Genomic DNA, 25,882 nt, shown 5'->3' with positions numbered 1-25,882 from the left:
CAGGGTTGGGACATGTCCGGGACAGGGGACAAGCCTTGTTGATCCGGTCCGCCGGCTCAAGAGTGGTTTCCGGCACCGCGGCCGTCCGGATCCGACCATCCGGAACGGCCCCGGGCGCCGGGGGAACGGCCCGGCGGCCCTGACCGTCCACGGGGGGACAGTCAGGGCCGCCGGGCCGTTCCCGCTGTGCGCTGCCGCGCGGCCGGGATCAGAAGACCGACTCGGCCTCGTCCATCCGGTCCTTGGGCACCGTCTTGAGCTGTGTGATCGCGTCGGCGAGCGGAACCATCTCGATGTCCGTGCCGCGCAGCGCCGTCATCCGGCCGAAGTCGCCGCGGTGCGCCGCCTCGACCGCGTGCCAGCCGAATCGGGTGGCGAGCACCCGGTCGTACGCGGTCGGCGTGCCGCCCCGCTGCACATGGCCGAGAATGACCGGCCGGGCCTCCTTGCCGAGCCGGGTCTCCAGCTCGATGGCCAACCGGTTGCCGATGCCCTGGAAGCGCTCGTGGCCGAACTGGTCGATCTCGCCCTTGGCGTACGGCATGGAGCCCTCGGCCGGGTGCGCGCCCTCGGCCACGCAGATGACCGCGAACTTCTTGCCGCGCGCGAAGCGCTCCTCGACCATCTTCACCAGGTCCTTGACCTGGAAGCGGCGCTCGGGGAGGCAGATGCCGTGCGCGCCGCCCGCCATTCCGGACTCCAGCGCGATCCAGCCCGCGTGCCGGCCCATCACCTCGACGACCATGACCCGCTGGTGCGATTCGGCGGTGGTCTTGAGGCGGTCTATGGCATCGGTGGCGACACCCACCGCGGTGTCGAAGCCGAAGGTCCGGTCGGTGGCGGAGATGTCGTTGTCGATGGTCTTGGGGACGCCGACGACGGGCATTCCGGCGTCCGACAGCATCCGGGCGGCGGTGAGGGTGCCCTCGCCGCCGATCGGGATGAGGGCGTCCATGCCGTAACGACGGCTCAGCTCGGCGCAGTTCTCCGCGGCCTCGCGCAGCCGGTCGCGCTCCAGCCGGGCCGAGCCGAGGATGGTGCCGCCCCGGGCGAGGATGCCGCTGACCGCGTTGAGGTCGAGGGGCCGGAAGTGGCCGTCGAGGAGTCCCTTGAACCCGTCCTCGAAGCCGATGACTTCGTCTCCGTGCCCCACCACGGCGCGGTGCACGACCGACCGGATCACTGCGTTCAGGCCTGGGCAGTCGCCGCCTGCGGTGAGAATTCCGATGCGCATCGTGCTGTGTCTCCTGCTCGCTAGTGCCGTGCATTCCGGGGGACGTCCACAGAATCCCCCGTACCGTGAGCCACGTCGATTGTCCCACGTCAGGTCTGGACCTCGCGCTGCCGGCCGCCCCGGTGCGGGGGCTTCGCCCGGCGGGCGACGTCTCGACCCCCACAGGTATCGTCGACATGGCGATACCATCCCAAACCGCGATTGGACGGGAGAACACGCGTGACGCGCAGCGTGTACGTGACCGGGATCGACCGGGGAGACGGCCGGCAGGTCGTCGATCTGGGAGTCATGGAACTCCTGACGCGTCAGGTGGACCGGGTCGGGGTGTTCCGCCCGCTCGTCCATGACGGACCCGATCGGCTGTTCGAACTGCTGCGGTCCCGCTACCGGCTCCCCCAGGACCCCGATTCGGCCTACGGGCTGGACTACCACGAGGCGTCCACGCTCCAGGCGGAACAGGGCACGGACGAGCTGGTCTCCCTGCTCGTCGACCGGTTCCACCAGGTGGCCCAGAAGTACGAGGTGGTGCTGGTGCTCGGCACCGACTTCGCCGCCACCCAGCTGCCCGACGAGCTGGCGCTCAACGCACGCCTGGCCAATGAGTTCGGCGCCTCGGTGATCACGGTGGTCGGCGGGAAGGGCCAGACCGCGGAGTCGGTACGGGCCGAGACCCGCAACGCCTACCGTGCGTACGCCGGGCTGGGCTGCGACGTCGTCGCGGTGATCGTGAACCGGGTGGCGGCCGAGGACCGTGACGTCATCGCGGAGCGGCTGGCGGCCACGCTGCCCGTTCCCTGTTCCGTCCTGCCCGACGACGCGGCGCTCTCCGCGCCGACCGTCGCCCAGATCACCGCGGCGCTCGGCGGCACGGTGCTGCTCGGCGACGACTCCGGGCTGGCGAGGGACGCCCTGGACTTCGTCTTCGGCGGCGCGATGCTGCCGAACATGCTGAACGCGCTGACGCCGGGCTGCCTGGTGGTCACGCCCGGGGACCGGGCGGACCTGGTGGTCGGCTCGCTGGCCGCGCACAGCGCCGGGACCCCGCCCATCGCGGGGGTGCTGCTGACCCTGGACGAGCGCCCCGGCGAGGAGATACTCAGGCTGGCCGCGCGACTCGCACCGGGCACCCCGGTCGTGTCGGTGGCCGGCGGATCCTTCCCCACCGCGGCCCGGCTCTTCGCCCTGGAAGGCAAGTTGAACGCCGCGACACCCCGCAAGGCGGAGACCGCGCTGGGCCTCTTCGAGCGCCACGTGGACACCGGCGCCCTGCTGGAGCGGATCTCGGTGGCCCGCAGCGGCCGCGTCACCCCGATGATGTTCGAGCACGAGCTGCTGGAGCAGGCCCGCGCCGACCGGCGCCGGGTCGTCCTGCCGGAGGGCACCGAGGAGCGGGTGCTGCGCGCCGCGGACGTACTGCTGCGCCGCGACGTCTGCGACCTCACCCTGCTCGGCGACCCCGACGTCATCCGCAAGAAGGCCGCCGACCTCGGCATCGATCTCGCCGGCACCCAGCTCATCGACCCGCAGACCTCGGAGCTGCGCCAGACCTTCGCCGAGCGGTACGCGCAGGTGCGGGCCCACCGCGGGGTCACGGTGGAGCTGGCGTACGACGTCGTCGCGGACGTCAACTACTTCGGCACCCTGATGGTCCAGGAGGGGCTCGCGGACGGCATGGTCTCCGGAGCCGTGCACTCCACCGCGGCGACGATCCGGCCCGCGTTCGAGATCATCAAGACGAAGCCGGACGCCTCGATCGTCTCCTCCGTCTTCTTCATGTGCCTCGCCGACAAGGTGCTGGTGTACGGCGACTGCGCGGTCAATCCGGACCCGGACGCGGAGCAGCTCGCCGACATCGCGGTCCAGTCGGCCGCCACCGCCGCCCGCTTCGGCGTGGAGCCGCGGATCGCGATGCTGTCGTACTCGACGGGCACCTCCGGCTCGGGCGCCGATGTGGACAAGGTGCGCGAGGCGACGGACCGGGTCCGCGCGAGCAGGCCGGACCTCAGGATCGAGGGTCCGATCCAGTACGACGCCGCGGTGGAGCCGAGCGTCGCCGCGACGAAGCTGCCGGGCTCCGAGGTGGCGGGCCAGGCGACGGTGCTGATCTTCCCGGACCTGAACACCGGCAACAACACCTACAAGGCCGTGCAGCGCTCGGCGGGCGCGGTGGCCGTCGGACCGGTGCTCCAGGGGCTGCGGAAGCCCGTCAACGACCTGTCCCGCGGCGCGCTCGTCCAGGACATCGTCAATACCGTGGCCATCACGGCGATCCAGGCGCAGGGCAAGGAGTGAACGGATGACCATCCCGACCACCGAGGGCTCCGCCACGACGGGCGCGTATCGCGTGCTGGTCCTGAACTCCGGCTCCTCGTCGCTGAAGTACCAGCTGCTGGACATGAGCGACCGCACCCGGCTCGCGGTGGGGCTGGTCGAGCGGATCGGGGAGGAGACCTCCCGTCTGGTGCACACCCCGCTGGTCGGCGGAGGCACCGAGCGGCGCGAGCGCACCGGCCCGATCGCCGACCACGAGGCGGCGCTGAAGGCGGCGGCGGAGGAACTGGCGGCCGACGGGCTCGGACTGGACTCCCCGCAGCTCGCGGCGATCGGCCACCGGGTGGTGCACGGCGGGCTGCGGTTCACCGAGCCCGTGGTGATCGACGACGAGGTGCTGAAGGAGATCGAGCGCCTGGTCCCGGTGGCCCCGCTGCACAATCCGGCGAACATCACCGGCATCCGCACCGCTCGGGCCCTGCGACCGGACCTTCCGCAGGTGGCGGTCTTCGACACGGCCTTCCACACGACGATGCCGGAGTACGCGGCGCGGTACGCGATCGACACGGAGACCGCCGACGCGCACCGCATCCGGCGCTACGGATTCCACGGCACCTCGCACGCGTACGTCTCCCGCAAGACCGCCGAGCTGCTCGGGCGCACCCCCGAGGAGGTCAACGTCATCGTGCTGCACCTGGGCAACGGCGCCTCGGCCTCGGCAGTGGCCGGTGGCCGGTGCGTGGAGACCTCGATGGGGCTGACCCCCTTGGAGGGGCTGGTGATGGGCACCCGCTCCGGGGACATCGATCCGGCCGTCACCTTCCACCTCATGCGCGTCGCGGGGATGTCGGCGGACGAGATCGACGCGCTGCTCAACAAGAAGAGCGGCCTGGTCGGCCTCTGCGGCGACAACGACATGCGGGAGATCCGGCGCCGGATCGACGAGGGCGACGAGCGCGCGGCGCTGGCGTTCGACATCTATGTGCACCGGCTGAAGAAGTACATCGGCGCCTATTCGGCGGTCCTCGGCCGGGTGGATGCCGTGGTGTTCACGGCGGGGGTCGGGGAGAACTCGGCACCGGTGCGGGAGGCTGCCGTCGCCGGTCTCGAAGAGCTCGGCCTGGCGGTGGACGCGGACCTGAACGGCGTGCGGTCCGACGAGCCCCGGCTGATCTCGCCGGACTACGCGCGGGTCGCGGTCGCCGTGGTGCCGACGGACGAGGAACTGGAGATCGCCGTCCAGACCTTCGCGCTCGTCGGACAGACCCGCGGCCTCGTCGGACAAGCCCACAACTGAGCGCCCCCGCGCCCCTTTGTACCTTCCACCAGACGGAATATTCCGTAGCGAAACAAACCGATAGGATCCGCCTCATGCGCCGTTCCAAAATCGTCTGCACACTCGGTCCCGCCGTCGACTCCCATGAGCAGCTCGTCGCTCTGATCGAGGCCGGCATGAGCGTGGCCCGATTCAACTTCAGTCACGGCAGCCACGAGGAGCACCAGGGTCGTTACGACCGGGTCCGCAAGGCCGCCGCCGAGACCGGCCGCGCGATCGGCGTGCTCGCCGACCTCCAGGGCCCCAAGATCCGCCTGGCGAAGTTCGCCGAGGGCCCCGTCGAGCTGGTCCGCGGGGACGAGTTCACCATCACCGCGGAGGACGTCCCCGGCGACAAGTCGATCTGCGGCACGACCTACAAGGGTCTGCCCGGCGACGTCGCCAAGGGCGACCCGATCCTGATCAACGACGGCAACGTCGAGCTGAAGGTCGTCGCGGTCGAGGGCCCCCGGGTGAAGACCATCGTCATCGAGGGCGGTGTCATCTCCGACCACAAGGGCATCAACCTCCCCGGCGCGGCGGTCAACGTCCCGGCCCTGTCCGAGAAGGACGTCGACGACCTGCGGTTCGCCCTGCGGATGGGCTGCGACCTGGTGGCGCTCTCCTTCGTGCGGGACGCCGATGACGTCAAGGACGTCCACAAGGTGATGGACGAGGAGGGCCGCCGGGTCCCCGTCATCGCCAAGGTCGAGAAGCCGCAGGCCGTCGAGCACATGGAGGGCGTCGTCATGGCGTTCGACGGTGTGATGGTCGCCCGTGGCGACCTGGCCGTCGAGTATCCCCTGGAGAAGGTCCCGATGGTGCAGAAGCGCCTGGTGGAGCTCTGCCGGCGGAACGCCAAGCCGGTGATCGTCGCGACCCAGATGATGGAGTCGATGATCACCAACTCGCGGCCGACCCGCGCCGAGGCGTCCGACGTCGCCAACGCGATCCTGGACGGCGCGGACGCGGTCATGCTGTCGGCCGAGTCCAGCGTGGGCGCGTACCCGATCGAGACGGTCAAGACGATGTCGAAGATCGTCGTCGCCGCCGAGGAGGAGCTGCTCTCCAAGGGACTCCAGCCGCTGGTGCCGGGCAAGAAGCCCCGCACCCAGGGCGGTTCGGTGGCCCGTGCGGCCTGCGAGATCGCGGACTTCCTGAACGGCAAGGCGCTGGTCGCCTTCACCAAGTCCGGTGACACGGCCCGCCGGCTCTCCCGCTACCGCGCGGCGCAGCCGATCCTGGCCTTCACCACGGACGAGTCCACCCGCAACCAGCTCGCGCTGAGCTGGGGCGTCGAGGCCCACGTCGTGCCTCACGTGGACACCACGGACGCGATGGTCGACCTGGTCGACGGCGAGCTGCTGAAGCTGGGCCGGTACAACGAGGGCGACACCATGGTCATCACGGCCGGCTCGCCCCCCGGCATCCCGGGCACGACCAACATGGTCCGGGTGCACCACGTCGGCGGCGGCGCGCGCGACTGACGCCTTTGGCACCCGTGGACACGACCGTGGGCCGCACTCCCCCAAGGAGTGCGGCCCACGGTGCTGTGCGGCTCCCGGACGGGCTCTGGGATCCGGCCTGATCCGGACGAGAGGCCTAGCTGTTGCCGCCGGTGAAGTAGTTGTGCAGCCCGGGGACCGTGAGCGTGCCGCCGAACTGGCCGGCCTGGGTCACCTTGACCTTGGTGAAGAAGGCGAAGGGTACGTTCAGCGGGGGCGGTGTCTGCGGGCTGAACGTGACCGGGATGAGACCGAAGAGATTGCCCTTCAGCTCCTCCGTGTACATCGTCACCGTGCCGTTCCGGATGGTGGACTTGGAGCCCTTCCGCGCCTCGACATGGGCCGTCGTACCGGCCGGACCGACCGTCTTCTGGTGGAGGTTGTCGATGTCGATGGAGCTCGCGGTGAACTTCAGCACCTTCTTGACGGTGCCGTTGTACGTCTTCACCTCGACGATGCCCTTGTAGTCGAGCCCGTTGAGGGTGAGCATCGAGCTCTCCAGGATCCACGGGTCGGTCGGGAGCAGCGGGACGCCGGTCTCCAGATCGGCCGCGGCCAGCGCCTCGGGGTCGGGGGTCGGACACGGGAAGCGCTCCTTGGCGCCGTCCGGGATGTCCTCGTCCTTCTTGACGTCGAGCCCCTTGGCGCTGTCGTCGAGTTCCTTGACCGTCTTGCCCGCCCGGCCCGCGGCTTCACGGATGGCGGCGGCCGTCTTGTCGGCCGTCTCCTTCGCCGCGTCCGCGGACTTCTCGACGGGCTTCTCGTCGGGCTTCTTCGCGGTGTCGGTCCGCGACGGCTTCGGGGACGCGGTGCTCGCGCTCGGGGACGGGCTCACCGTCTCCTTGTCCGGTCCGTCGAAGAGGTCCCTGAGCGCGTCGCCGACGCCCAGCGGATCGAGCGGGTTCCTCGTCGTCGTGGGTGTGGGCGAGGCGCTCGGCGCGGCGGCTGGGGCGTCGGCCCCGGCGGCCTTCGTCCTCGGCTCGGCCTTGTCGCTCGCGGACGGGGTCGTCGAGGGCTTCGGGGTCGCCGTGTCGCCCTGGTCACCGGAGCCGGTGGCGGTGGCGGACGGGGTCGGGGACGGCGACTTCGACGCGGACGGCGAGGGCTCCTCGCTCGGCTCGTCGGAGCGGGTCACACAGGGGCCGGGCGCGAAGGGGATGTCCGAACTGTCGTCGGCCAGCGCAAGCTTGGGGGTGAGCCCCATGCCCACGAGGACGGCCGTCGGCATCGCGGCGAGCGCGAACGCCTTGCCCGCCGGAATGTGCAGCTTCGTCAGCAACGACTTCCTGGGGGCCGCGTGGCGCGGTCCGCCTCTCGTCCCGGGGTCCTCCCAGGCCGGGTCCAGCTGCCTCTCGTCACCCCGCACGATGCCTCCCGCCGTCGACCTCGACTGTCGTGTCGTACTGCTCCGGCTGCTGTGGCACCGCTGCCGTGCTGTGGAACCCGGGTCCGGACTCCTGCATCCCGGGGCCGGTCCCCTCGGACTTCTCCCCCGCCGCACCGGCCGGTACGGGGTCGGGCTTCGGCTCGCCCGGGGCCCAGGAGATGGAGAGCGCACCACCGAGCAGGGAGAACAGGAAACCGATCAGGAATCCGCCGATGTTGGCGACCGGTATGGAGATCAGCGCCAGCAGAATCGCGGCGACTCCGGCGAACACTCTGACGATGTGGTGGAACCACATCGTCAGGCCCAGCGTGATCAGCAGGATCCCGATGATCAGCGATCCCGCACCGCCGGTCGTGGACATCGCCAGTATGACGTTGCCGAGGTGCATGTTGGCGTACGGAAAATACGCGATGGGTAGACCACCCACCATGGTGAACAGGCCCGCCCAGAACGGCCGGTTACCCCGCCAGGTGCGGAATCCCCGCCAGAAGACGCGGAGGTAGTGCTCGTTCTGCCCTGTGGACTCGGGGCTCATGGAAAACAGCTCCCTGGAACCGGTACTGCTGTGAGAAGGGACAAGGTGGGCGGCCGGAGACGCCGAGGGGCGCTCCGGCCGCCCGGGCGAGTGCTAGTAGCACTCCTGGGTGCCCGACTTCAACCGCAGGCTCAGGTTGCTGAGCTTGAAGGTGCCGGCGGTGGTGGCCCACGCCGTCTGCTTCACATTGGTCAGCTTGGCTTCCTCGGCGCGCTGCGAGAAGCCGTCCGGGTTCGCCTGGGTGCGGGGCTGGATGCCGATCGAATCAGGGTTGTTCGGGTCCTTGAGGGAACCCGCGGCAACACCGATGTCGATGTTCTTGAACTGGGCGTCCGCGTCGAGCTCGGAGACGTCCAGGTACAGATTGGTCGCCTTGACCGGCTTCTTCGGGTTCGTACCCGCGTTCAGCACCAGCGTGACGGTGCCGAGGCCGAACGGAAGGTTCGGCGTGACCACCGACTGGCACATGTTGGTGATCGTGGCGTCACTGAAGCCCGACACGGCTACCGCGTGCGCCCCGTTCTTGCCCTCGGGGTTCGTACCGGTGGCCACACTGCCGTACTGCACGAAGTTGTGGCCGACGAGCTTGTCCGCACGCACCTTGAAGCTCTGGCCGGACACGCTGAACGACGCCGCGAGGGCGCCCTGCGCGAGACCGACGCCCACCGCCGCGGTCGCGACGACGCTCGGCACCATGACCAGAGCGAAACGCTTCCATCTGGTGCCGCCACGAACCTGGGAACTCATAATTTTCCTCCTTCTCGGACGTACATCTCCGGTCCGGGCCTGGGCCCGTCCTGGGATGGGAGAAGTGCTACGTCCTCGGCAAGGAGAGCGCCTGCGACGGAGGCATGAACCGCGTCCGAATCACCGGCGATCACCCCCGAGCGACAACCACTGGCCACGCATGCGCGCAACCTGTTCGGACAGGCCCTGCCGGACGACAGGAACCCCCCTGCCCGGAGCCGACGCCACTGCCGCCGGCCCACTCGGTGGGGACCCAACAGGGCCGCCGCACCGACTGGCAGCCGGGCTGGCGTTATTGGACCGAGCGTGGCCGATCGTGGTGCATTCCCGCGCGTGACACAAGGGGGTTCGTTACTCGCTAGTAACGGCCCGATAACCGATGCGCGACCGGCTGGTACCGCCCGGCCACACAGGGTGGCGCCGAGTCGAAGGACGAAAGGGAGGATCGAGTAACCAATACGGACAGATCCCGGTGCGCGATTTACTGCGAGTAACAGGCCCTGCCTTTATCAAGATTTGGTAAAGCAGGGGCGTCTCTTATCGCCGGATCGCGAAAACGGCCGCGGTCCCCGGGAGGGCACCGCGGCCACTTGTCACATCAGAACAAGACCCGCGCCAGCGCCGCACGCGCGGCGCCGACCCGCGGGTCGTCGGGGCCGATCACCTCGAACAGCTCCAGCAGCCGCACCCGCGCGGCGTCCCGGTCGTCACCGAAGGTGCGCCGCACCGTCTCGACGAGCCGGCCGAAGGCGTCCTCGACATGACCGCCGACCAGATCCAGATCGGCGGCGGCGAGCTGCGCCGTGACATCGGCCGGGTTCTCCGCGGCGTCCTTGCGGACCTGCTGCGGGTCCATTTCATTGACCCGGGCGAGCAGTTCGGCCTGGGCGAGACCGAGCTTGGCCTCCGTGTTGGCCGGGTCGTCGGACAGGACGTTCTTGTACGCCTGGACGGCACCGTCGAAGTCGCTGGCGTCCAGGGCCTGTACGGCCGCTTCGAGCAGGGCGTCGTACGGCCCCGCGGGCGCCTCGGCCGGAGCCGCGTCCCCCTCCCCGGCGGCGGCGTCCTGGTCGACCGCGATCCCGGTGAGCCCGAACCGCTCCTCGCCGACCTGGATCAACTGGTCCAGTGTCTGGCGGATCTGGGCCTCGGGGGCCGCGCCCTGGAAGAGCGGGAGGGCCTGTCCGGCGACGACGGCGAAGACCGCCGGAATGCCCTGGATGCCGAACTGCTGCATCAGCATCTGGTTGGCGTCGACATCGACCTTGGCCAGCACGAAGCGGCCGTTGTACTCAAGGGCCAGGCGCTCCAGGAGCGGGCCCAACTGCTTGCACGGCTCGCACCACTCGGCCCAGAAGTCGATGACGACCGGGACCTCCGCGGAACGCTGGAGGACATCGTTCTCGAAGCCCGCCTCATCGACATCGATCACCAGGGCGGAGGGCGGTACGGCACCGCCGCCACCCTGCCGGGAGGCCTCGGCACGGGCCTGCTCCGCCTTCACCTTGGCCTCGCCGGCCGCCTTCACCGCGGCGAGGTCGACGACGCCGCTCATGGACATGTTCCTAGGCTGCATACGTACATCCTCCCCCCTTGGTGCGCCGATCCGGAAAGCGATACGGGTACCGCGCCCGTCCGCCGCTCCCGCCGGTGTGCGGGGTGCACGGACAGACACGGCCCGAGGGCCCCTGAAAGACCCGGTTCGACCCCGGGTCCCCACCCGGCGCCTGTGGCTGTCAATCGGTTGCGGCGTCACGACGGCATGACCGTCGTCCTTACGCTACGACGCGTAGCGTAACTGCCAGGCGCCCTTCGCGCACAGGTGCGACCGGTGATCTCTCTCACGGCGATCGGGACCGGTCCGTTCTACTTACTGACCGGTATGGTCACGGCATGCTGAGCCACAGCCACCCCAAACCCCCTCGAACGGGACGCCCGCGCAGTGCCGCGGCCGATGAAGCGATCCTGGAGGCGACCAGGGCCTCCCTGGTCGACCTCGGCTGGTCGAAACTGACGATGGGCGCTGTGGCGACGCGGGCCGGGGTCGCCAAGACGACCCTGTACCGGCGGTGGGCGGGCAAGAACGAGCTGGTCGTGGACGCCGTCGCGGTCCTCTTCGACGAGCTGGAACTGCCGGATCTGGGCAGCCTGTCGGCCGATGTGCAGGCGGTGGTACTGCAGTTCGCCACGCTGCTGGAGCGGCCGGAGACCCAGACGGCGCTGATGGCGGTGGTCGCGGAGTCCACCCGGGACGATTCGCTTCGGCTGCGGATCCGGTCGGCCATCGTGGACCGGCAGAAGCGCCTGGTCGTCCTCGGCCGGGAACGCGCCCAGGCCCGCGGCGAGCTGTCGTACGAGGACGATGCCGAGACGGCGGCCCACAACGCGGACCTGATCTTCGATGTGATCGCTGGTGCCGTGGTGCACCGGACGTTGGTGAGCGCCGAGCCGGTGGACGCCGAGTGGGCGCGCAGCTTCACCTCTCTGCTGCTGCTCGGGCTGGCCGGGGCTCAGACCTGATAGCGCCCCGGCGCGAAGAGGTGGAGGTGCTTCTCCACCCAGGCGGAGGTCCGCTCCAGGCCCTCCTCCAGAGGGACTTCGGGCCGCCAGCCCGCCCACTCGCGGGCCCGGGTGTTGTCGGACAGCAGCCGCTGGACCTCGCTGCCGGAGGGCCGCAGCCGCGCCGGGTCCACCACCACCTCCGCGTCCCGACCGGACGCGGTGATCAGGGCTTTCGCCAGGTCCCCGACCGAAATCTCCCGGCCGGTGCCGAGGTTGACGCTCTCGCCCAGGGCCCGGTCACAGCCGGCCAGTGCCAGAAATCCGGCCGCGGTGTCGGTGACGTACGTGAAGTCCCGGGTGGGGGTCAGCGAGCCGAGGCGGATCTCCCGTGCGCCCGCGTGCAGTTGGGCCAGGATCGTGGGAATCACCGCTCGGGCGGACTGGCGCGGGCCGTAGGTGTTGAACGGGCGGACGACGGTCACCGGAAGCTCGAAGGCGTGCCAGTGCGAGAGCGCCATCATGTCGGCGCCGATCTTCGAGGCGGAGTATGGCGACTGCGGCTGGAGCGGGTGACTCTCGCTGATCGGGGCGGTCAGCGCGCTCCCGTACACCTCGCTGGTGGAGGTGTGCAGCAGGCGGCGCACCGAGTGGCGGCGGCACGCCTCGGCGATGTTCTCGGTGCCGACGACATTCGTGCGGACGTACGCGGCCGGCGCGTCGTAGCTGTACGGGATGCCGATGAGCGCGGCGAGGTGGAAGACCGTGTCGCAGCCCGCGACCGCGTCCATCACACGGCCCGCGTCACCGATGTCCCCGGCGATCATCTCGACGGGGCTGTGCGGGTCGTCGAGGTAGCGGGCGAGGTGCCCCTTCTCGGCGTACGGCTTGTAGTGGACGAACGCGCGGACGCGCGCGCCGCGTTCGACGAGCAGGTCCACGAGGGTGGAGCCGATGAAGCCCTCGGCGCCGGTGACGAGGACCGTGCGGCCCTTCCAGTCGATGCTGCGGCCGTTGCGGTCGGTGCTCATGCGGTGAATTCCTTTGCGGTGGGCAGGGTTACGGGGCGGTGGCGAGGCGGATGACGGTGGCAGCGAGCAGGTCGGCGGCCCGCGCATGGTTGCCGGGGTCGGCGGCGCGGCCCATCGCGGCGAGCCTGCCGGGGTCGGTGAGCAACGGCTCGACGACAGCGGCGAGCCGGTCGGCGGTGGTTTCGGCGTCCGGCACGAGGTGTGCGGCACCCGCCTCGGACAGCACCCGGGCGTTGTGGGTCTGGTGGTCGCCGGGGGCGTGCGGGTACGGCACGAGGACGGCGGGCACCCCGGTGGTCGCGAGTTCGGCGATCGTGGCGGACCCGGCCCGGCAGACCACCAGATCGGCCACGGCGTAGGCGAGGTCCATCCGGTCCAGGTAGGGGACGGCCTGCGCAACCGGGCCCGCGCCCGCGTCGGCGAGCCGCTGTCGGGTCTCCGCGAGCGCCGCCGGACCCGTCTTGATCAGGAGGTGGACGTCCCGGCGGTCGCGCCAGCGGGCGGCGAGGCCGACCGCGGCCGCGGTGAGCCGGGCCGCGCCGAGGCTGCCGCCGTTGAAGAGGACGACGCGGGCTCCGGCGGGTATTCCGAAGGCGCCCCGGGCCTCGTCGCGGAGCGCGGAACGGTCCAGGGCGGCCAGCGAGGCGGCGATCGGCATACCGACGGTCCGGGCCCGCTCTCCGCCCACCAGGTGCGGGCGGCTGCCGTCGAAGGCGACCGTGAGGTGTTCGGTGAGCCGGGCAGCGAACTGGTTGGCGCGGCCGGGGACGGCGTTGGACTCGTGGATGACGCTGGGCAGCCCGGCCATCCGGGCCCCGAGGACGGCGGGGGCGCTCGGGTAGCCGCCCATGCCGACGACGACCTGGGCCCGCTGGGTGCGCAGGATGGACCGGCACTGGGCGCCGGAGCGCAGGAGGGCGGCCGGGAGCAGGAAGCGCTTGGCTCCCAGCGCGGGGTCGAAGGGGATCATGTCGACGGTGTGCAGCCGGTATCCGGCCGCCGGGATCAGGGTCGTCTCCAGGCCCCGCTCGGTCCCGACGAAGGAGATGACCGCGTCCGGGTCGGCGCGGCGCAGGGCCTCGGCGAGCGCGAGCCCGGGGTAGATGTGGCCGCCGGTGCCGCCCGCACCGATCACGACGGAGAGTGGTGTGCGCATGGCCGCCACTCTCGGGAAGCGGCTTAAGAAGGTTCTAAGAGTCCGCTTTGGCATTCTTCGGGGTATGAACAGGATTCTGGTGGCCGACGACGAGCCGGAAGTTCGGGCCGCCGTCGAGGACGGGCTGAGCGTGGAGGGGTACGAGGTACGAGGGGTCGGCGACGGCCTGGCCGCGCTCTCGGCGGTGGCGTCCTGGCAGCCCGACGCGCTCGTCCTGGACGTGATGATGCCGGTCCTGGACGGGCTCGCGGTGTGCCGTCGGCTGCGCGCGGTGGAGGACAGGACCCCGGTCCTGGTCCTCACCGCCCTGGCCTCCGTCAGCGAGCGCGTCGACGGCCTGGACGCGGGCGCCGACGACTATCTGGTGAAGCCGTTCGCGCTGGACGAACTGGTGGCCCGGGTCAGAGCGCTGCTGCGGCGGGCCGCCCCGCCCGCGGCGGACGGGGCGGAACTGTCCTTCGCGGACCTGACACTGGATCCGGTGGCCCGCACGGGGCGACGAGCCGGCCGCCCGCTGGAGTTCAGCCGCACCGAGGCCGCCCTGCTGGAACTGCTCCTGCGCCACCCGGGCCAGGTGCTCCCCCGCGCGATGATCCTGGAGCGCGTCTGGGGGCAGGACTTCGGGCCGGACTCCAACTCGCTGGCGGTGTACGTGGGTTACCTGCGCCGCAAACTGGAGGTGGGCGGCGAACCGCGGCTCGTCCACACAGTGCACGGTCTCGGCTACCGACTTGACGTGGCATGAGCGGGGTGCGTCGGCTGGGCGCCCGGTGGCGGCGTCGGCGCCCGGTGCGTACGCGGCTGGCGCTGGCGGCCTCTGCGGCGGTGGCACTGGTCGCGGTCGGGGTGTGCACGGCCGCCTTCTTCGTGATCCGCTACGAGCTGCTGCACCAGCTGGACCTGAATCTGACGCAGTCCGCGACGCGGGTGATCCAGGAGAACCGGGGCGGCGGCCCGCAGGTACTGGCCGGCGAGTGCAGGTACCTCTCCGCGCCCGCTTGCGCGCAGGTGGTCCCGGCCGCCCCGGCGGCGGACCCGGGCGAGGCGTATCCGCTGCCGGTCTCCGCTCCGGTACGAGAGGTGGCGGCGGGCGACCGGGCCCCGTACTTCAGCAACGTCACCCGCTTCGGGCGGCCCCTGCGGATGCTCACGACTCGCTTCGGTGACGGGCGGGCGCTCCAGGTGGCGCTGCGCTCGGACCCGGTGGAGAAGGGCGTCCGGCAGGCTGCCGTACTGCTGGCGGCGGTCGGCGGGGCGGGCGTCCTGCTGGCGGCGGCACTCGGTTACGGGGTCTCCCGCACCGGCCTGGCACCCGTGGCCCGGCTGACCTCGACCGCCGAGCGGATCGCGGCCACCCGGGACCCGCGCCACCGCATCGAGCTGCCGCCGGGGCCGCCGGGTCGCCAGGACGAAGTGACCCGGCTGGCGGCCAGCTTCAATACGATGCTCGGGGAGCTGGAGCAGTCGGTGACCGCCCAGCGCCGACTGGTCGCGGACGCCTCGCACGAGCTGCGGACCCCGCTGACCGCGCTGCGCACCAACGCGGAGCTGCTGGCCCGGGCCGACCGGCTGACGCCCGCGCAACGCGACCGGGCGGCGAAGGCGCTGGGCCGGCAGATCCGCGAGGTGGCCGGCCTGGTGAACGACCTGATCGAGCTGGCCAGGGACGAGGAGCCGCTGCCGCTGCTGGAGGAGGTACACATCGCGGACCTGGCCAGGCATGCGGTGACCACGGCCCGTGCACACTGGCCGGAGACCCGCTTCCTGCTGGAGATCGCGCCCCCGGCGGCGGAGGTGACCCGGCCCGGCGTGCCCGCCCGCCTGAGTCGGCTGCTGACCAATCTGCTGGACAACGCGGCCAAGTTCAGCCCGCCGGACGCCCCGGTGGAGATCGGTCTGACCGCGTTCGGGGAGGTGACGGTCCGCGACCACGGTCCCGGGATCTCGGCGGCGGACCTCCCGTACGTCTTCGACCGCTTCTACCGCGCTGACGCGGCCCGTGCGCTGCCGGGCTCGGGGCTGGGGCTGGCCATGGCCCGGCAGATCGCCCGGGCTCATGGCGCGGACCTGACGGCACGGGCGGCGCCGGGCGGCGGAGCGCTGTTCACGCTGACGTTCGAGGGCGGGGACCCGCCGGGCGGCGGGGCCCTCCCCCTCGCCCGTCAGAAGCCGGGCGGCTCCGTGTAGGTGCCCCACTCGTCGCGCAGGACCCCGCAGATCTCACCGAGCGTCGCCTCGGCCCGCACCGCGTCGAGCATCGGCGCGATCATGTTGGAGCCGTCGCGGGCGGCGGCCAGCATCGCGCCCAGCGCCGACTTCACCCGGGCGTCGTCGCGGGCGTCCTTGCGGCTGCCGAGCGCCCGGACCTGCTCGCGCTCGACCTCGTGGCTGACCCGCAGGATCTCCAGGTCGCCGGTGACCGAGCCGTGGTGGACGTTGACGCCGACGACCCGCTTGTCGCCCTTCTCCAGCGACTGCTGGTAACGGAAGGCCGACTCGGCGATCTCGCCGGTGAACCAGCCGTCCTCGATGCCCCGCAGGATGCCGGAGGTAATGGGCCCGATGGGGTGCTGCCCGTCCGGGTGGGCCCGGGTTCCGCGCTCCTTGATCTGGTCGAAGATCTTCTCGGCGTCGGCCTCGATCCGGTCGGTGAGCTGCTCGACGTACCAGGAACCGCCCAGCGGGTCGGCCACGTTGGCGACGCCGGTCTCCTCCATCAGCACCTGCTGGGTGCGCAGGGCGATCTCGGCGGCCTGCTCGGAGGGGAGCGCGAGGGTCTCGTCGAGGGCGTTGGTGTGCAGCGAGTTGGTGCCGCCGAGGACCGCGGAGAGCGCCTCGACGGCCGTCCGCACGACGTTGTTGTACGGCTGCTGGGCGGTGAGCGAGACACCGGCGGTCTGGGTGTGGAAGCGGAGCCACTGCGCCTTGTCGGTCTTCGCGCCATAGGTCCCCTTCATCCAGCGGGCCCAGATCCGGCGGGCCGCGCGGAACTTGGCGATCTCCTCGAAGAAGTCGAGGTGCGCGTCGAAGAAGAAGGAGAGACCGGGCGCGAAGGTGTCGACATCGAGGCCGCGGGAGAGGCCGAGCTCCACGTAACCGAAGCCGTCGGCGAGGGTGTACGCGAGCTCCTGCGCGGCCGTCGCCCCGGCTTCGCGGATGTGGTAGCCGGAGACGGAGAGCGGCTTGTAGGCGGGGATGTCGCGGGCGCAGTGCTCCATCAGGTCGCCGATGAGGCGCAGATGGGGCTCGGGCTGGAAGAGCCACTCCTTCTGCGCGATGTACTCCTTGAAGATGTCGGTCTGGAGCGTGCCGTTGAGCACGCCCGGGTCGACGCCCTGGCGCTCGGCCGCGACCAGGTACATGCAGAAGACCGGGACGGCGGGTCCGCTGATCGTCATGGACGTCGTGACGTCGCCGAGCGGGATGTCCTTGAAGAGGACCTCCATGTCGGCGGCGGAGTCGATGGCCACACCGCAGTGCCCGACCTCGCCGAGCGAACGGGGGTCGTCGGAGTCGCGGCCCATCAGCGTCGGCATGTCGAAGGCGACGCTGAGCCCGCCGCCGCCCGCGGCGAGGATCATCTTGTAGCGCTCGTTGGTCTGCTCGGCGTTGCCGAAGCCGGCGAACTGGCGGATGGTCCAGGTCCGGCCGCGGTAGCCGGTGGGGTAGAGCCCCCGGGTGAAGGGGTACTCGCCGGGCCAGCCGATCCGCTCGAAGCCCTCGTACGTGTCCCCGGGACGGGGGCCGTACGCGGGCTCCACGGGATCCCCGGAGAGTGTGGTGAAGTCCGCGTCACGCTTGCGGGCCTTGTCGTAACGGGCCTGCCAGCGGAGGCGGCCTTCCTCGATCGCGTCAGCGTCCATACCATCGAATTTACTAGGACGTCCTAGTAAATGTCGATGGTAAACCGCCCGGTGCTTCGCACGGGGCGGTTCGGGCGGCGCGGACCGGGGTCCGGCCGGTTCAGGCCTTGGCGGTCGCGGGGGAACCGTCGACGATCAACGGCTCGACCTCGCGGACGACCTTGCGCTCGACGAAGAACGCGGCCGTCGGGATGGTGCCGGAGACCAGTACCCAGAGCAGCTTGCCCATCGGCCACTTCGCCTTGGAGCCGAGGTCGAAGGCGAAGATCAGGTAGATGATGTAGAGCACACCGTGGATCTGGGAGACGACGAGCGTCAGGCCCTCGCCCTTCTCGAAGCCGTACTTGAAGACCATGCAGGTGCAGAGCACCAGCAACATGACGGCGGTGACGTAGGCCATCACCCGGTACCGGGTCAGCACACTGCGTTTCATGGCATCGAGCGTAACCGGACGGCCGGGGCGATCTTGCAGCGGGCCGGGCTCTCGAAAAGCCGTTCTACGGCTCCGCCCGCGCCTCTTCTCTACGTCTCTTCGAAGTCCTGGGCGGAGATCCGCAGCGGGCGCAGCATGGCGAAGATCTCCGCGCACTCCTCGGCGTCGTACACGCCGAGCCCGAACTCCATGCCGACCAGGTCCTTGGTCGCCGCCTCGACGACCTCGCGGCCCTTCTCCGTGATGGAGGCGAGGGTGCCGCGGCCGTCGTTGGGGTTGGGGCGCTTGGCGACCAGGCCGGAGCGCACCAGCCGGTCCACGGTGTTGGTGACGGAGGTGGGGTGGACCATGAGCCGCTCGCCGATCTTGGACATCGGCAGCTCACCGGCCTTGGAGAAGGTGAGCAGCACCAGTGCCTCGTACCGCGCGAAGGTCAGTCCGTACGGCTTGACGACCGCGTCGACCTCGGCGAGCAGGATCTGCTGGGCGCGCATGATCGAGGTGATCGCCCCCATCGAGGGCACGGGGCCCCAGCGCTGCTGCCAGAGTTCGTCGGCGCGGGCGATGGGATCGAAGGGGAGACTGAGCGGCTTCGGCACGGCACCGACCTTACCCACTGGTCATATGCTGGTCAGCCCCGTCTCGAACTTCGGTCCGAATCCGACCGTTGGGCGCGGTTCTCCTGACTTCCAGGACGAGCAGCAGCACGCAGAGGGCGCCGACCGCACCGGCTCCGGCGACCACCTGATGCACGGGGAGGAATTCGGCCGCGAGCCCGGCGAGGGCCATGCCGATCCCCTGGAGCGTCATCAGGCCGGCGGTGAGCAGGGTCATGGCCCTGCCGCGCAGCGACTCCGGAACGGCTTCGACGAACCATTGGTCGAGGCCGATGACGTACGCCCCGCCCGCCCCGGCGAGCACCAGGGCGAGCGCGGTCGCGACCGTGCCGGGGCGGAATCCGTACACCACCAGGGGCAGCAGTCCCGCGGTGGCGGCCGGCAGCACGACCAGGGCGCGCAGCCGGGGGCTCAGCGCGGCGCCGACGTACAGCTCGGCGGCGATCTGGCCGACGGGCATCGCGCACATCAGCAACCCGAGCACGACGGGGCCGGCCCCGATCTCGTCGGCGTACGGAGCCGCCAGCGCCTCCGGTGCGACGACGAACAGCGGGGGCACCCAGAAGAGCAGCATCAGCGCGCGGATCCTGCGGTTCCCGAGCAGGCCGCGGGCTCCGGCGAGCGACTCCCGCAGCAGGGCGCCCCGGTCGTCCCCACCGGACCTGGCGGGGCGGTCCCGGGTGCCGAAGCGGAGCAGGGCCGCCGAGCAGAGGAAGGTCACCGCGGTGATCGTGATCGCACCGCGTGGCGACAGCGCGGCGAGCAGCACCCCGCCCACTCCGAAGCCGGCGAGCAGCGCACTCTGCGAGACGATCCGCAGCAGCGAGCGGCCGAGGATGTAGCGCTCGCCCTCGCCCAGGATGTCGGTGAGGGCGGCCATCCGCGTCCCGGTGAAGACCGGCGAGACGGCGGCGATCAGGCAGCGCAGCGCGAGCAGTCCGCCGACCGGGGTGCCCGGCAGCACCATCACGATGACGCAGCCGGCGCAGATCAGATCGCAGGTGACGAGGACCCGGCGGGCGGGGTACCGGTCGGCGACCCCGGCGAAGAGGGTGCCTCCGACGAGGTACGGGAGAAGGCCGAGCGCGAAGGTGAGGGCGCTGAGCAGGGGCGAGCCGGTGAGTCCGTACACCAGGACGGTGAGTGCGAACTCGCTGACGACGACGCCGAGGAGGGAGAGCAGATGCGCGGCGAAGACCGCCCGGAACTCCCGTACGGCGAAGACGGCACGGTAGCCGCCGGATGTACCGGCGTCAGTCGTGTCGGGGGCTGTCGTGTCGGGGGCGGGAGGGACCGCGGGGTTTCCGGTGTCTGACGGCATGGTCGCAGCCTGGGGGCCCGGCGGCGGCCCTCCGTAGACTTTCGGCCCACGCCGAAAGTTACGGGGGAGGTCCGCGCGTGCCGTTCCATCTGCACCTCGACGAGGGCGATCTGTTGCGCTGCCGGTTCGCGCTGTCACCGCTCGGCGAGACCCAGGCGGCCGTGCGCGTCCTGGCCCAGCCCGAGCGGCACGGGTACCACCTGCCGTGGCTCCGGCTGATCCGCGACGCGGCCGACGGCCTCGAACTCGGGCCGCTGTGGCTGCTGATGGCACGGCACGGGCACAACCCCGACTTCTTCAGCCCGCCGCCGCCCGGTCCGGTCACCACCTTCGAGGAGGAGATCGCGGGGGTGCGGTCCGTCGATCCGGAGGTCGCCCGCCAGGACATCGCGCTGTCGCTGGCGAACCGGCCGGAGCTGCTGCACTCCCCCGCCGGGCAGGCGATGCTCGCCGATCCCGTCCAGACCGTCCGGGACCTGGCCGACCTGCTGGAACAGGCCTGGCGGGTGCTGATCGAGCCGCACTGGCCCCGGCTGCGCGCCCTGCTGGAGGCGGACATCGCCTACCACTCCCGACGGCTCGCCGCGGTCGGCTTCGAGCGGCTGCTGGGTGAGCTGAGCCCGCAGCTGAGCTGGTCGGAGTCGACGCTCACCATCGTCGGGACGCACGGCAGGCACACCCGGGTGCTGGGCGGGCAGGGGCTGGTCCTGATCCCCAGTGTCTTCTGCTGGCCGGACACGGTCAGCGGCTTCGAGCCGCCGTGGCAGCCCGCGATCGTCTACCCGGCGCGGGGCATCGGCGGCCTGTGGACGGAGCCCGCCGACCGCACCCCGCAGGCGCTCGCCCGGCTGCTGGGGCGCGGCCGGGCCGACGTCCTGTGCGCGCTCGACGAACCGGCCGGCCCGAGCGCGCTCGCGCACCGCCTGGGCCTCGCGGTGTCCTCCGTGTCGGAGCACCTGTCGGTGCTGCGTGCGGCGGGACTGCTGACTTCTCGGCGCTACGGACATCAGGTGCTGTACGAGCGGACTCCGCTCGGGATCGCCCTGGCGGTACCGGAGCGCGGCGGGCGGGAATGAGACGAGCCCCCGGCCGGGGGCCGGGAGCTCGTCACGGGGGCACTGCGCGGCGGGGCGTCAGTCCGCGAGGTACCGCTCGACCGTCTCGACTTTCGAGGTCAGTCCGTCGGTGACGCCGGGGCGGATGTCGGCCTTCAGTACGAGGGAGACGCGTCCGGCGCGGGCCTCGACGGCGGCGACGGCCCGCTTGACGACGTCCATGACCTCGTCCCACTCGCCCTCGATAGGTATACCTGGAGTACCTGAGATTGCCCGACCTAAGGGGCACGCCTCACGTGTTCCGGGGACACCAGCCACTCAGTACCCCCGCCCACAGGCCACAGGAACGCCATAGGACGCTTACGGCGCAGCGCCGGTAACTCGGCGGGGTCCTCGTAATCCGGGATCACGTCGCGCAGGATGCCGACACGCCCCGCAGTGTCCTCCACCGGAGCGCCAATATCCGCCCGCGCGATCACCCGTGCCCCTCCGGATGCCGCCTCATGTAGACGTTGCAGTCGGACACCGTGGTCATGTCTCCCCCGGTACGCGCACGGTCCCGCACGTTCGCGAGTTCGGTACAGCCCGGACACCCCTCCACCGGGGTCGGCTCCAACTCCATACGTAACGGCAGTTCGACCGGCATGGTCTGGTAACGCGTCGGTTCGGTTGTCATGCCAAGCGACGCTAGAGACCACCTCAACCAGCGGCAATGGCAGTTCTCTTCAAGATCAACAGGAAGTGCCACGGGGTGTCACATGGGCAGTCCCACCGTGTCAGCGAGGGAGCGCATTTCCTCCGTGAGCGTCCGCCGCTTAGCCACGATGTGGCCGAGGATGTCACGGGCGTAACGCTGGTTCGGCAGCCACTGAGGGGCAGCCTCGCGGACGCTGGTCAAGGTGTCGATGGCTTGCCCGTACTGCCGCGTCCTGGCATACGCGTTGGCCACGTCGAGAAGGTGACGGTTGCGGTTGTTCGACGTGGGGCGGAATCCTCCCGTTGGGATCTTCGCGGCAAGCTTGAGAACCGCATCCGGACGGTCCAGGACCATGGCGTTCTCGGTCCGCTTGAGCGTCACTGTGACGGGGCCGAACGCCCGCAGGAAGTCATCACTCGGGGCGAATTCCCGTCCCAGGGCTACAGCGGCGGAGTGGGCAAGTCTCAGCGCGTCCTCAGCCTCTTCCGTGCGGTTGTCCCGTACAGCGGCAGCCGACAGGCGCAGCAACAGCCACCCCCACGCGCTGAGTTCATCCGGGGTGGCTCGTGAGAGCCGAGGTTCCGTGTCGTCGGCCCACTGGGTGGCCAATTCCCGCGCCTCGTTGAGCTTGCCCTGTCGCAGCAGCAGCCAGCACATCGTGCTGACCGTGGACGCGCCCTGTAGACGGTCAGCAGAGCCATTCAGCGCGGTCCCCAGACACCACTCGGCAGCTTCGAACTGCCGGGTCTGTGTGAGAAGCCAACCGGTGAGCTGCAACAGCCGCACACGGACGGCGCGCCCCTGGGGGGTGAGCTGAGCCACCGTGTCGGCATCCCGCAGCAGTGGGGGCAGCACCGTCCGCAACTCCGTGAACCGGTCTCCGGAGAACAGGGGCACGGCGGCACTGAGCGCGTCACGCACCCCTTCCACGGTCGGCAGTTCTTCCAGTTCGACCGTGTCTCTCAACGGGGCCGCAAGCGCCTCTCTGACGGCTGCCCACTGGTCAAGGGTGGTTGCGCTCGCTCCGTCTTCCGCCGACTCCGCCACAAGGCGCATGGTGGGCACTCCGAGCGACGCAGCGAGCCGACGCACGGTCTCCAGACGCGCATCCTGTCGCTCGCCCTGTTCGAGCTTGCGGATGAGCGATACAGACACGCCAGACTCGCGTGCTAGTCCCTGTTGGGTCATCCCTCGACGTTTGCGAACGTCTCTGAGCTGGTCACCCAAGTTGGCAGGCATAAGCCGAGAGTACGCCCCCGCACACGCCGCCATAGAGGCTCGGCCGATGGGTGCCGTCGCGATCACGGTTACCTCCGGGCCGAACAGCGGAAGGACCGTCCACCCCATCGGTGAACGGTCCCCCTGGGGTTGAAATCGGATCACTCCGTGTCGGCAAGCGCCCGGTACAACGTCGCCCGGGACACACCCACCGCCTTGGCGACCGCCGTGACGCTCTCACCCTTCGCACGGCGCGCCTTGGCGGCGGCAAGCTTGTCTGCATCCATCACGACCGGACGGCCACCCGTACGCCCCTGCGCCTTGGCAGCGTCGAGACCCGCACGAGTCCGCTCCTGAATCAACGACCGCTCGAACTCCGCCATGGCGCCCACGACTTGAAGCATGAGGCGCCCGTCCGGGGAGTTCGGATCGATGCTCGCCAACGCCCCCGTGAGCACCTTGAACCCAATGCCCCGCGCGGCAAGTGCGTCCACCATGTTCACCAGGTCGATCAGCGACCGCGCGAACCGGTCCAGCTTCCAGACACACAGAGTGTCCCCGGGGCGGACGTAGTCGAGAACGGCCGTCAACTCCGGGCGCTCCGTGTTCTTCCCGCTCGCCTTATCGGTGAAGACCCGGGCGCAACCCGCTTCCTTGAGCGCGTCGAGCTGCAACTGTGCTTCCTGGTCGTCCCCTGAGACTCTGGCGTATCCGATGAGGTGTCCCGTGTTCGTGTCCATGACGAGACAGTCTCATAACCCGTCTCAGAACGACAGAGGTTTGCGGCATGTTTTGAGACGGGTTTTGAACGCCGATCCGGACCCCTGGGAGCGTTCGACGGACCGTCTCATAAACCATCGTTTGATGGACGCCTCATCGGTCGTCACGCTGTGCCACAACCGCGCACACACCCTCTCAACCGCCAGACCCGTACCGGCCGAGAGGAGCAGACACCTAACGATCACCCGGGTCGCACCGGCGGGGTCACCCACCTCCCCCTCACCCACCCGTGTACAAACTGACAAACTGACCCCCTATTTCACTTTCTTCTAACACGCGTTAGAGAGAGATGGAAATAGGGGGTCAGTTTGTCAGTTTGGACCGCCACGGTGACACACGGTGACGGATGGGGAGGATTCACTACCCGACGTAGCGACTGCCCCTCTCCGCAAAAAAGCCTCCAGTTGCCATGCGAGAGTTTTCCCTCCCTGCCGGTCAGGATTGGCGAGGGGCGGGGGTACCCGCCTGGGGGCACCCCGCCCCGTCGGCCGTCCCATCGTCGGCGCTACCACCCATCCGAGGGTGACAGTGAGACCGTCACGATGACGAGATGACGGAACAGACCCCAGATCTCTTTTTCTCTTATTTTTCTAGGTGCAACCAAAAAAGTAGGGAGAATCGTCATTCCGTCATCGCTCCGCCGCTGAGAGAGCAGTGAGCCGGCAACGCCCCAGGGAGCGCGAACGGCCCGCCACTGGGGGTAATCCCAGCAACGGGCCGCGAACGGCGCTCAGTCAGGCTTACAAGCCCTCCTGCCGCGCGATGTCGCCCAAGAGGTCCTGCCGGATCTCCTCATGCTCTTCCGCCGACACGACGCGCCGACGGGGCGACTCCTCAGCCTCATCCGCCGCAATAGCCGCGCGTTCTACCGCCTCAGGATCGGCCGGACCCCACGTGATTTCAAGGCGCTCTGCCCGTTGCTTCGGGTGCAGCGTCACCGTGAGGTGCATTGCTTCAAGCAACCGGCTCTTACCTGCATCATCCAGCACTGCCCACGCTTCGCCCATGGTGCGACCAGTCGGCGTGGCCACTTCGCGAACTTCGGGGTCATGTGCGGCCAGGAGTGCGGCATAGGCGGCTTCGAGCTTCGCGCTCATCTCTTCGTACGTGCCCATCATCAGCGGTCCGGCCGTCGCCATCTGGGCACCGATGCGCGCCGCTTGCTCCTGGGCTTCGATCATCTCCGCCGAAAGGTCGTTGCCGCCTTCAAGGTGAACGTTGACTTCGTTGAAGCGTCCCCACACCTTGAGGAATTCGGCCTCAACCCGCTGGTCAAGGGTCTCTGCGTAGATGGTGACGTGACCAGCCTTGCACCTGTAGAGCCGCACCCCCTTGTCGCTGGTGCCTCCGTTCAACCGACCGTCACAACGGTGACAGAACGCCATTCCAGCGCATAGGGGCGCCGCCTGACGAGGAGCGCGGTCAGCGCCGGTCGCAAGGTCGAGCATCCGTTGGCGAGCAGCCATGAGTTCAGCGGCAGACAGGATCGGTTCGGCGAACTCGACCGGGGTCACCCCGTCAGAGGCCACGACCAATTCCCCCTTATGGGCGCGCTGCCCCCGGAACGTCGGCGACTTGAGCATCCGTCGCCATTGGGGTTCGCTCAAGCTAGTCGCGCGCGCTGTCCCGGCAACAGTGCCCCCGTCGATCAACTCCCCTACGGCTGCCCGAACTTGAGCAGCTTGGGCGTCGTCGATCTCAAGGTATGCGGCACCGTCTCGGCGGACCGTCTTGTACCCGAACGGTGCACGTCCGGCCCCCCAGCGCCCCAAGCTGCGCCGGGTTTCGTGCCCTTCGCTGATTCGGGCGGAGATCATCCCCCGTTCCCACTCAGCGAGCGAAGCAAGAACGGTGGCGACCATGCGACCGGTCGGCGTCAGCGTATTCACCGTGTTGTCGGTCGTGGCAAGCCGTATGCCCGCCGCCTCAGCCCACGCCACGAGACGAAGGAACTCCGCAACCGATCGGGCGAAGCGATCCAGCTTCCACGTGATCACCACGTCAGGTCGGGCCACCATGAGCGCACGGAGCCCGGGGCGTTCCTCTATGGACTTCGCGCCGCTGACGTTGTTGTCCACGTACTCGACGGCGTCAGCGGGGTCATGGTCGTTGGCGGTCAGCCATCGGCGGCAGGCAGCGCGCTGGGTGTCGAGCGAGGCGCTGTCGTCGGCCTCACGGGACAACCGTAGGTAGATCGCTACTGAGGTCATGTACTCAA

22 protein-coding genes and 1 pseudogene are annotated in these 25,882 nt (G+C 69.9%); 7 read left to right on the top strand and 16 right to left on the bottom strand.

Annotated elements, in window-relative coordinates; translation table 11 throughout:
- Positions 1-208: 208 nt before the first annotated feature.
- Positions 209-1,234 (bottom strand): ATP-dependent 6-phosphofructokinase, encoded by a 1,026-nt coding sequence (locus ACFVX4_RS22750; RefSeq protein ID WP_356086424.1) that lies wholly within the window; start codon positions 1,232-1,234, stop codon positions 209-211.
- A 219-nt stretch (positions 1,235-1,453) separates the two neighbouring features.
- Here ACFVX4_RS22750 and pta point away from each other — a divergent pair, with 219 nt between their 5' ends.
- The 3 genes from pta (at position 1,454) to pyk (ending at position 6,307) form a co-directional block, all read left to right on the top strand.
- The gene (gene pta / locus ACFVX4_RS22745) at positions 1,454-3,526 is read left to right on the top strand and encodes a phosphate acetyltransferase (protein ID WP_389980226.1); all 2,073 of its coding nucleotides are present in this window, start codon (positions 1,454-1,456) and stop codon (positions 3,524-3,526) included.
- Positions 3,527-3,530: 4 nt separating this feature from the next.
- Entirely contained in the window at positions 3,531-4,802 is a 1,272-nt protein-coding gene (locus ACFVX4_RS22740; RefSeq protein ID WP_389980224.1) for an acetate kinase, read from the top strand.
- 74 nt (positions 4,803-4,876) lie between these two features.
- Complete coding sequence (gene pyk / locus ACFVX4_RS22735) at positions 4,877-6,307, top strand: pyruvate kinase (protein ID WP_389980222.1); 1,431 nt, start codon at positions 4,877-4,879, stop codon at positions 6,305-6,307.
- A gap of 115 nt (positions 6,308-6,422) precedes the next feature.
- On the opposite strand, the gene ACFVX4_RS22730 is transcribed toward pyk, so the two are convergent.
- From ACFVX4_RS22730 to ACFVX4_RS22715, 4 genes are all read right to left on the bottom strand, one after another.
- A complete protein-coding gene (locus ACFVX4_RS22730; protein ID WP_389980220.1) occupies positions 6,423-7,691 on the bottom strand; it encodes a hypothetical protein in 1,269 nt (422 codons plus the stop codon).
- Positions 7,681-8,247, bottom strand: a complete 567-nt coding sequence (locus ACFVX4_RS22725) for a DUF6114 domain-containing protein (RefSeq protein WP_389980218.1) — start codon at positions 8,245-8,247, stop codon at positions 7,681-7,683. The genes ACFVX4_RS22730 and ACFVX4_RS22725 overlap by 11 nt, the downstream gene beginning before the upstream one ends.
- 93 nt (positions 8,248-8,340) lie before the next feature.
- Positions 8,341-8,994, bottom strand: coding sequence for a DUF6230 family protein (locus tag ACFVX4_RS22720; RefSeq protein ID WP_389980216.1), 654 nt, complete (start codon positions 8,992-8,994; stop codon positions 8,341-8,343).
- 598 nt (positions 8,995-9,592) lie between these two features.
- Positions 9,593-10,570: a tetratricopeptide repeat protein gene (locus ACFVX4_RS22715; protein ID WP_389980214.1), complete on the bottom strand. Its 978-nt coding sequence runs from the start codon at positions 10,568-10,570 to the stop codon at positions 9,593-9,595.
- A 317-nt stretch (positions 10,571-10,887) separates the two neighbouring features.
- On the opposite strand from ACFVX4_RS22715, the gene ACFVX4_RS22710 reads away from it, so the two are divergent.
- Positions 10,888-11,514 carry a TetR/AcrR family transcriptional regulator gene (locus ACFVX4_RS22710; RefSeq protein WP_389980212.1) on the top strand — a complete coding sequence of 209 codons (627 nt, stop codon included), beginning with the start codon at positions 10,888-10,890 and terminating at the stop codon, positions 11,512-11,514.
- On the opposite strand, the gene ACFVX4_RS22705 is transcribed toward ACFVX4_RS22710, so the two are convergent.
- Together ACFVX4_RS22705 and ACFVX4_RS22700 are read right to left on the bottom strand one after the other, a co-directional pair.
- On the bottom strand, positions 11,505-12,524 hold the full coding sequence (locus ACFVX4_RS22705) for a GDP-mannose 4,6-dehydratase (protein ID WP_389980210.1): 1,020 nt from the start codon (positions 12,522-12,524) through the stop codon (positions 11,505-11,507). The two genes, ACFVX4_RS22710 and ACFVX4_RS22705, sit on opposite strands and share 10 nt — an antisense overlap.
- Before the next feature lie 28 nt (positions 12,525-12,552).
- On the bottom strand, positions 12,553-13,680 hold the full coding sequence (locus tag ACFVX4_RS22700; RefSeq protein ID WP_389980208.1) for a glycosyltransferase: 1,128 nt from the start codon (positions 13,678-13,680) through the stop codon (positions 12,553-12,555).
- Between the two features lie 64 nt (positions 13,681-13,744).
- Here ACFVX4_RS22700 and ACFVX4_RS22695 point away from each other — a divergent pair, with 64 nt between their 5' ends.
- Together ACFVX4_RS22695 and ACFVX4_RS22690 are read left to right on the top strand one after the other, a co-directional pair.
- Positions 13,745-14,425: a response regulator transcription factor gene (locus ACFVX4_RS22695; RefSeq protein ID WP_389980206.1), complete on the top strand. Its 681-nt coding sequence runs from the start codon at positions 13,745-13,747 to the stop codon at positions 14,423-14,425.
- The gene (locus tag ACFVX4_RS22690; protein ID WP_389980204.1) at positions 14,422-15,867 is read left to right on the top strand and encodes a sensor histidine kinase; all 1,446 of its coding nucleotides are present in this window, start codon (positions 14,422-14,424) and stop codon (positions 15,865-15,867) included. The genes ACFVX4_RS22695 and ACFVX4_RS22690 overlap by 4 nt, the downstream gene beginning before the upstream one ends.
- Here ACFVX4_RS22690 and ACFVX4_RS22685 read toward each other — a convergent pair.
- From ACFVX4_RS22685 to ACFVX4_RS22670, 4 genes are all read right to left on the bottom strand, one after another.
- Positions 15,843-17,543 carry a methylmalonyl-CoA mutase gene (locus ACFVX4_RS22685; protein ID WP_389980202.1) on the bottom strand — a complete coding sequence of 567 codons (1,701 nt, stop codon included), beginning with the start codon at positions 17,541-17,543 and terminating at the stop codon, positions 15,843-15,845. The two genes, ACFVX4_RS22690 and ACFVX4_RS22685, sit on opposite strands and share 25 nt — an antisense overlap.
- A gap of 100 nt (positions 17,544-17,643) precedes the next feature.
- A complete protein-coding gene (locus ACFVX4_RS22680) occupies positions 17,644-17,976 on the bottom strand; it encodes a DUF3817 domain-containing protein (RefSeq protein ID WP_389980200.1) in 333 nt (110 codons plus the stop codon).
- Positions 17,977-18,065: 89 nt separating this feature from the next.
- Positions 18,066-18,575 (bottom strand): MarR family winged helix-turn-helix transcriptional regulator, encoded by a 510-nt coding sequence (locus ACFVX4_RS22675; protein WP_385329698.1) that lies wholly within the window; start codon positions 18,573-18,575, stop codon positions 18,066-18,068.
- A gap of 10 nt (positions 18,576-18,585) precedes the next feature.
- Complete coding sequence (locus ACFVX4_RS22670; protein ID WP_389980198.1) at positions 18,586-19,914, bottom strand: MFS transporter; 1,329 nt, start codon at positions 19,912-19,914, stop codon at positions 18,586-18,588.
- A 77-nt stretch (positions 19,915-19,991) separates the two neighbouring features.
- On the opposite strand from ACFVX4_RS22670, the gene ACFVX4_RS22665 reads away from it, so the two are divergent.
- Positions 19,992-20,990 carry a DUF5937 family protein gene (locus ACFVX4_RS22665; RefSeq protein WP_389980196.1) on the top strand — a complete coding sequence of 333 codons (999 nt, stop codon included), beginning with the start codon at positions 19,992-19,994 and terminating at the stop codon, positions 20,988-20,990.
- 57 nt (positions 20,991-21,047) lie between these two features.
- Here ACFVX4_RS22665 and ACFVX4_RS22660 read toward each other — a convergent pair.
- From ACFVX4_RS22660 to ACFVX4_RS22640, 5 genes and pseudogenes are all read right to left on the bottom strand, one after another.
- Positions 21,048-21,215: pseudogene (locus tag ACFVX4_RS22660) on the bottom strand (thiamine-binding protein); the annotation flags it as partial.
- Positions 21,216-21,444: 229 nt separating this feature from the next.
- Positions 21,445-21,645, bottom strand: a complete 201-nt coding sequence (locus ACFVX4_RS22655) for a hypothetical protein (protein WP_389794522.1) — start codon at positions 21,643-21,645, stop codon at positions 21,445-21,447.
- Between the two features lie 78 nt (positions 21,646-21,723).
- Positions 21,724-22,905: a helix-turn-helix domain-containing protein gene (locus ACFVX4_RS22650; protein WP_389980194.1), complete on the bottom strand. Its 1,182-nt coding sequence runs from the start codon at positions 22,903-22,905 to the stop codon at positions 21,724-21,726.
- Positions 22,906-23,045: 140 nt separating this feature from the next.
- Positions 23,046-23,624 (bottom strand): recombinase family protein, encoded by a 579-nt coding sequence (locus ACFVX4_RS22645; protein WP_389980192.1) that lies wholly within the window; start codon positions 23,622-23,624, stop codon positions 23,046-23,048.
- Positions 23,625-24,404: 780 nt separating this feature from the next.
- A complete protein-coding gene (locus tag ACFVX4_RS22640; RefSeq protein WP_389980190.1) occupies positions 24,405-25,874 on the bottom strand; it encodes a recombinase family protein in 1,470 nt (489 codons plus the stop codon).
- Positions 25,875-25,882 lie beyond the last annotated feature (8 nt).

The organism is Streptomyces sp. NPDC058240, assembly GCF_042882135.1.
Taxonomy (GTDB): domain Bacteria; phylum Actinomycetota; class Actinomycetes; order Streptomycetales; family Streptomycetaceae; genus Streptomyces.
Note: the sequence above shows the minus strand (reverse complement) of the source record. Positions and strands in the feature narration are given on the sequence as shown.

Bases quoted from the DNA above. Each gene is read 5' to 3' on its own strand.
- ACFVX4_RS22750 (WP_356086424.1), bottom strand. From the start codon at position 1,234: ATGCGCATCGGAATTCTCACCGCAGGCGGCGACTGCCCAGGCCTGAAC.
- ACFVX4_RS22740 (WP_389980224.1), top strand. From the start codon at position 3,531: ATGACCATCCCGACCACCGAGGGCTCCGCCACGACGGGCGCGTATCGC.
- pyk (WP_389980222.1), top strand. From the start codon at position 4,877: ATGCGCCGTTCCAAAATCGTCTGCACACTCGGTCCCGCCGTCGACTCC.
- ACFVX4_RS22725 (WP_389980218.1), bottom strand. From the start codon at position 8,247: ATGAGCCCCGAGTCCACAGGGCAGAACGAGCACTACCTCCGCGTCTTC.
- ACFVX4_RS22720 (WP_389980216.1), bottom strand. From the start codon at position 8,994: ATGAGTTCCCAGGTTCGTGGCGGCACCAGATGGAAGCGTTTCGCTCTG.
- ACFVX4_RS22715 (WP_389980214.1), bottom strand. From the start codon at position 10,570: ATGCAGCCTAGGAACATGTCCATGAGCGGCGTCGTCGACCTCGCCGCG.
- ACFVX4_RS22710 (WP_389980212.1), top strand. From the start codon at position 10,888: ATGCTGAGCCACAGCCACCCCAAACCCCCTCGAACGGGACGCCCGCGC.
- ACFVX4_RS22705 (WP_389980210.1), bottom strand. From the start codon at position 12,524: ATGAGCACCGACCGCAACGGCCGCAGCATCGACTGGAAGGGCCGCACG.
- ACFVX4_RS22700 (WP_389980208.1), bottom strand. From the start codon at position 13,680: ATGCGCACACCACTCTCCGTCGTGATCGGTGCGGGCGGCACCGGCGGC.
- ACFVX4_RS22695 (WP_389980206.1), top strand. From the start codon at position 13,745: ATGAACAGGATTCTGGTGGCCGACGACGAGCCGGAAGTTCGGGCCGCC.
- ACFVX4_RS22690 (WP_389980204.1), top strand. From the start codon at position 14,422: ATGAGCGGGGTGCGTCGGCTGGGCGCCCGGTGGCGGCGTCGGCGCCCG.
- ACFVX4_RS22685 (WP_389980202.1), bottom strand. From the start codon at position 17,543: ATGGACGCTGACGCGATCGAGGAAGGCCGCCTCCGCTGGCAGGCCCGT.
- ACFVX4_RS22680 (WP_389980200.1), bottom strand. From the start codon at position 17,976: ATGAAACGCAGTGTGCTGACCCGGTACCGGGTGATGGCCTACGTCACC.
- ACFVX4_RS22670 (WP_389980198.1), bottom strand. From the start codon at position 19,914: ATGCCGTCAGACACCGGAAACCCCGCGGTCCCTCCCGCCCCCGACACG.
- ACFVX4_RS22655 (WP_389794522.1), bottom strand. From the start codon at position 21,645: ATGACAACCGAACCGACGCGTTACCAGACCATGCCGGTCGAACTGCCG.
- ACFVX4_RS22650 (WP_389980194.1), bottom strand. From the start codon at position 22,905: ATGCCTGCCAACTTGGGTGACCAGCTCAGAGACGTTCGCAAACGTCGA.
- ACFVX4_RS22645 (WP_389980192.1), bottom strand. From the start codon at position 23,624: ATGGACACGAACACGGGACACCTCATCGGATACGCCAGAGTCTCAGGG.
- ACFVX4_RS22640 (WP_389980190.1), bottom strand. From the start codon at position 25,874: ATGACCTCAGTAGCGATCTACCTACGGTTGTCCCGTGAGGCCGACGAC.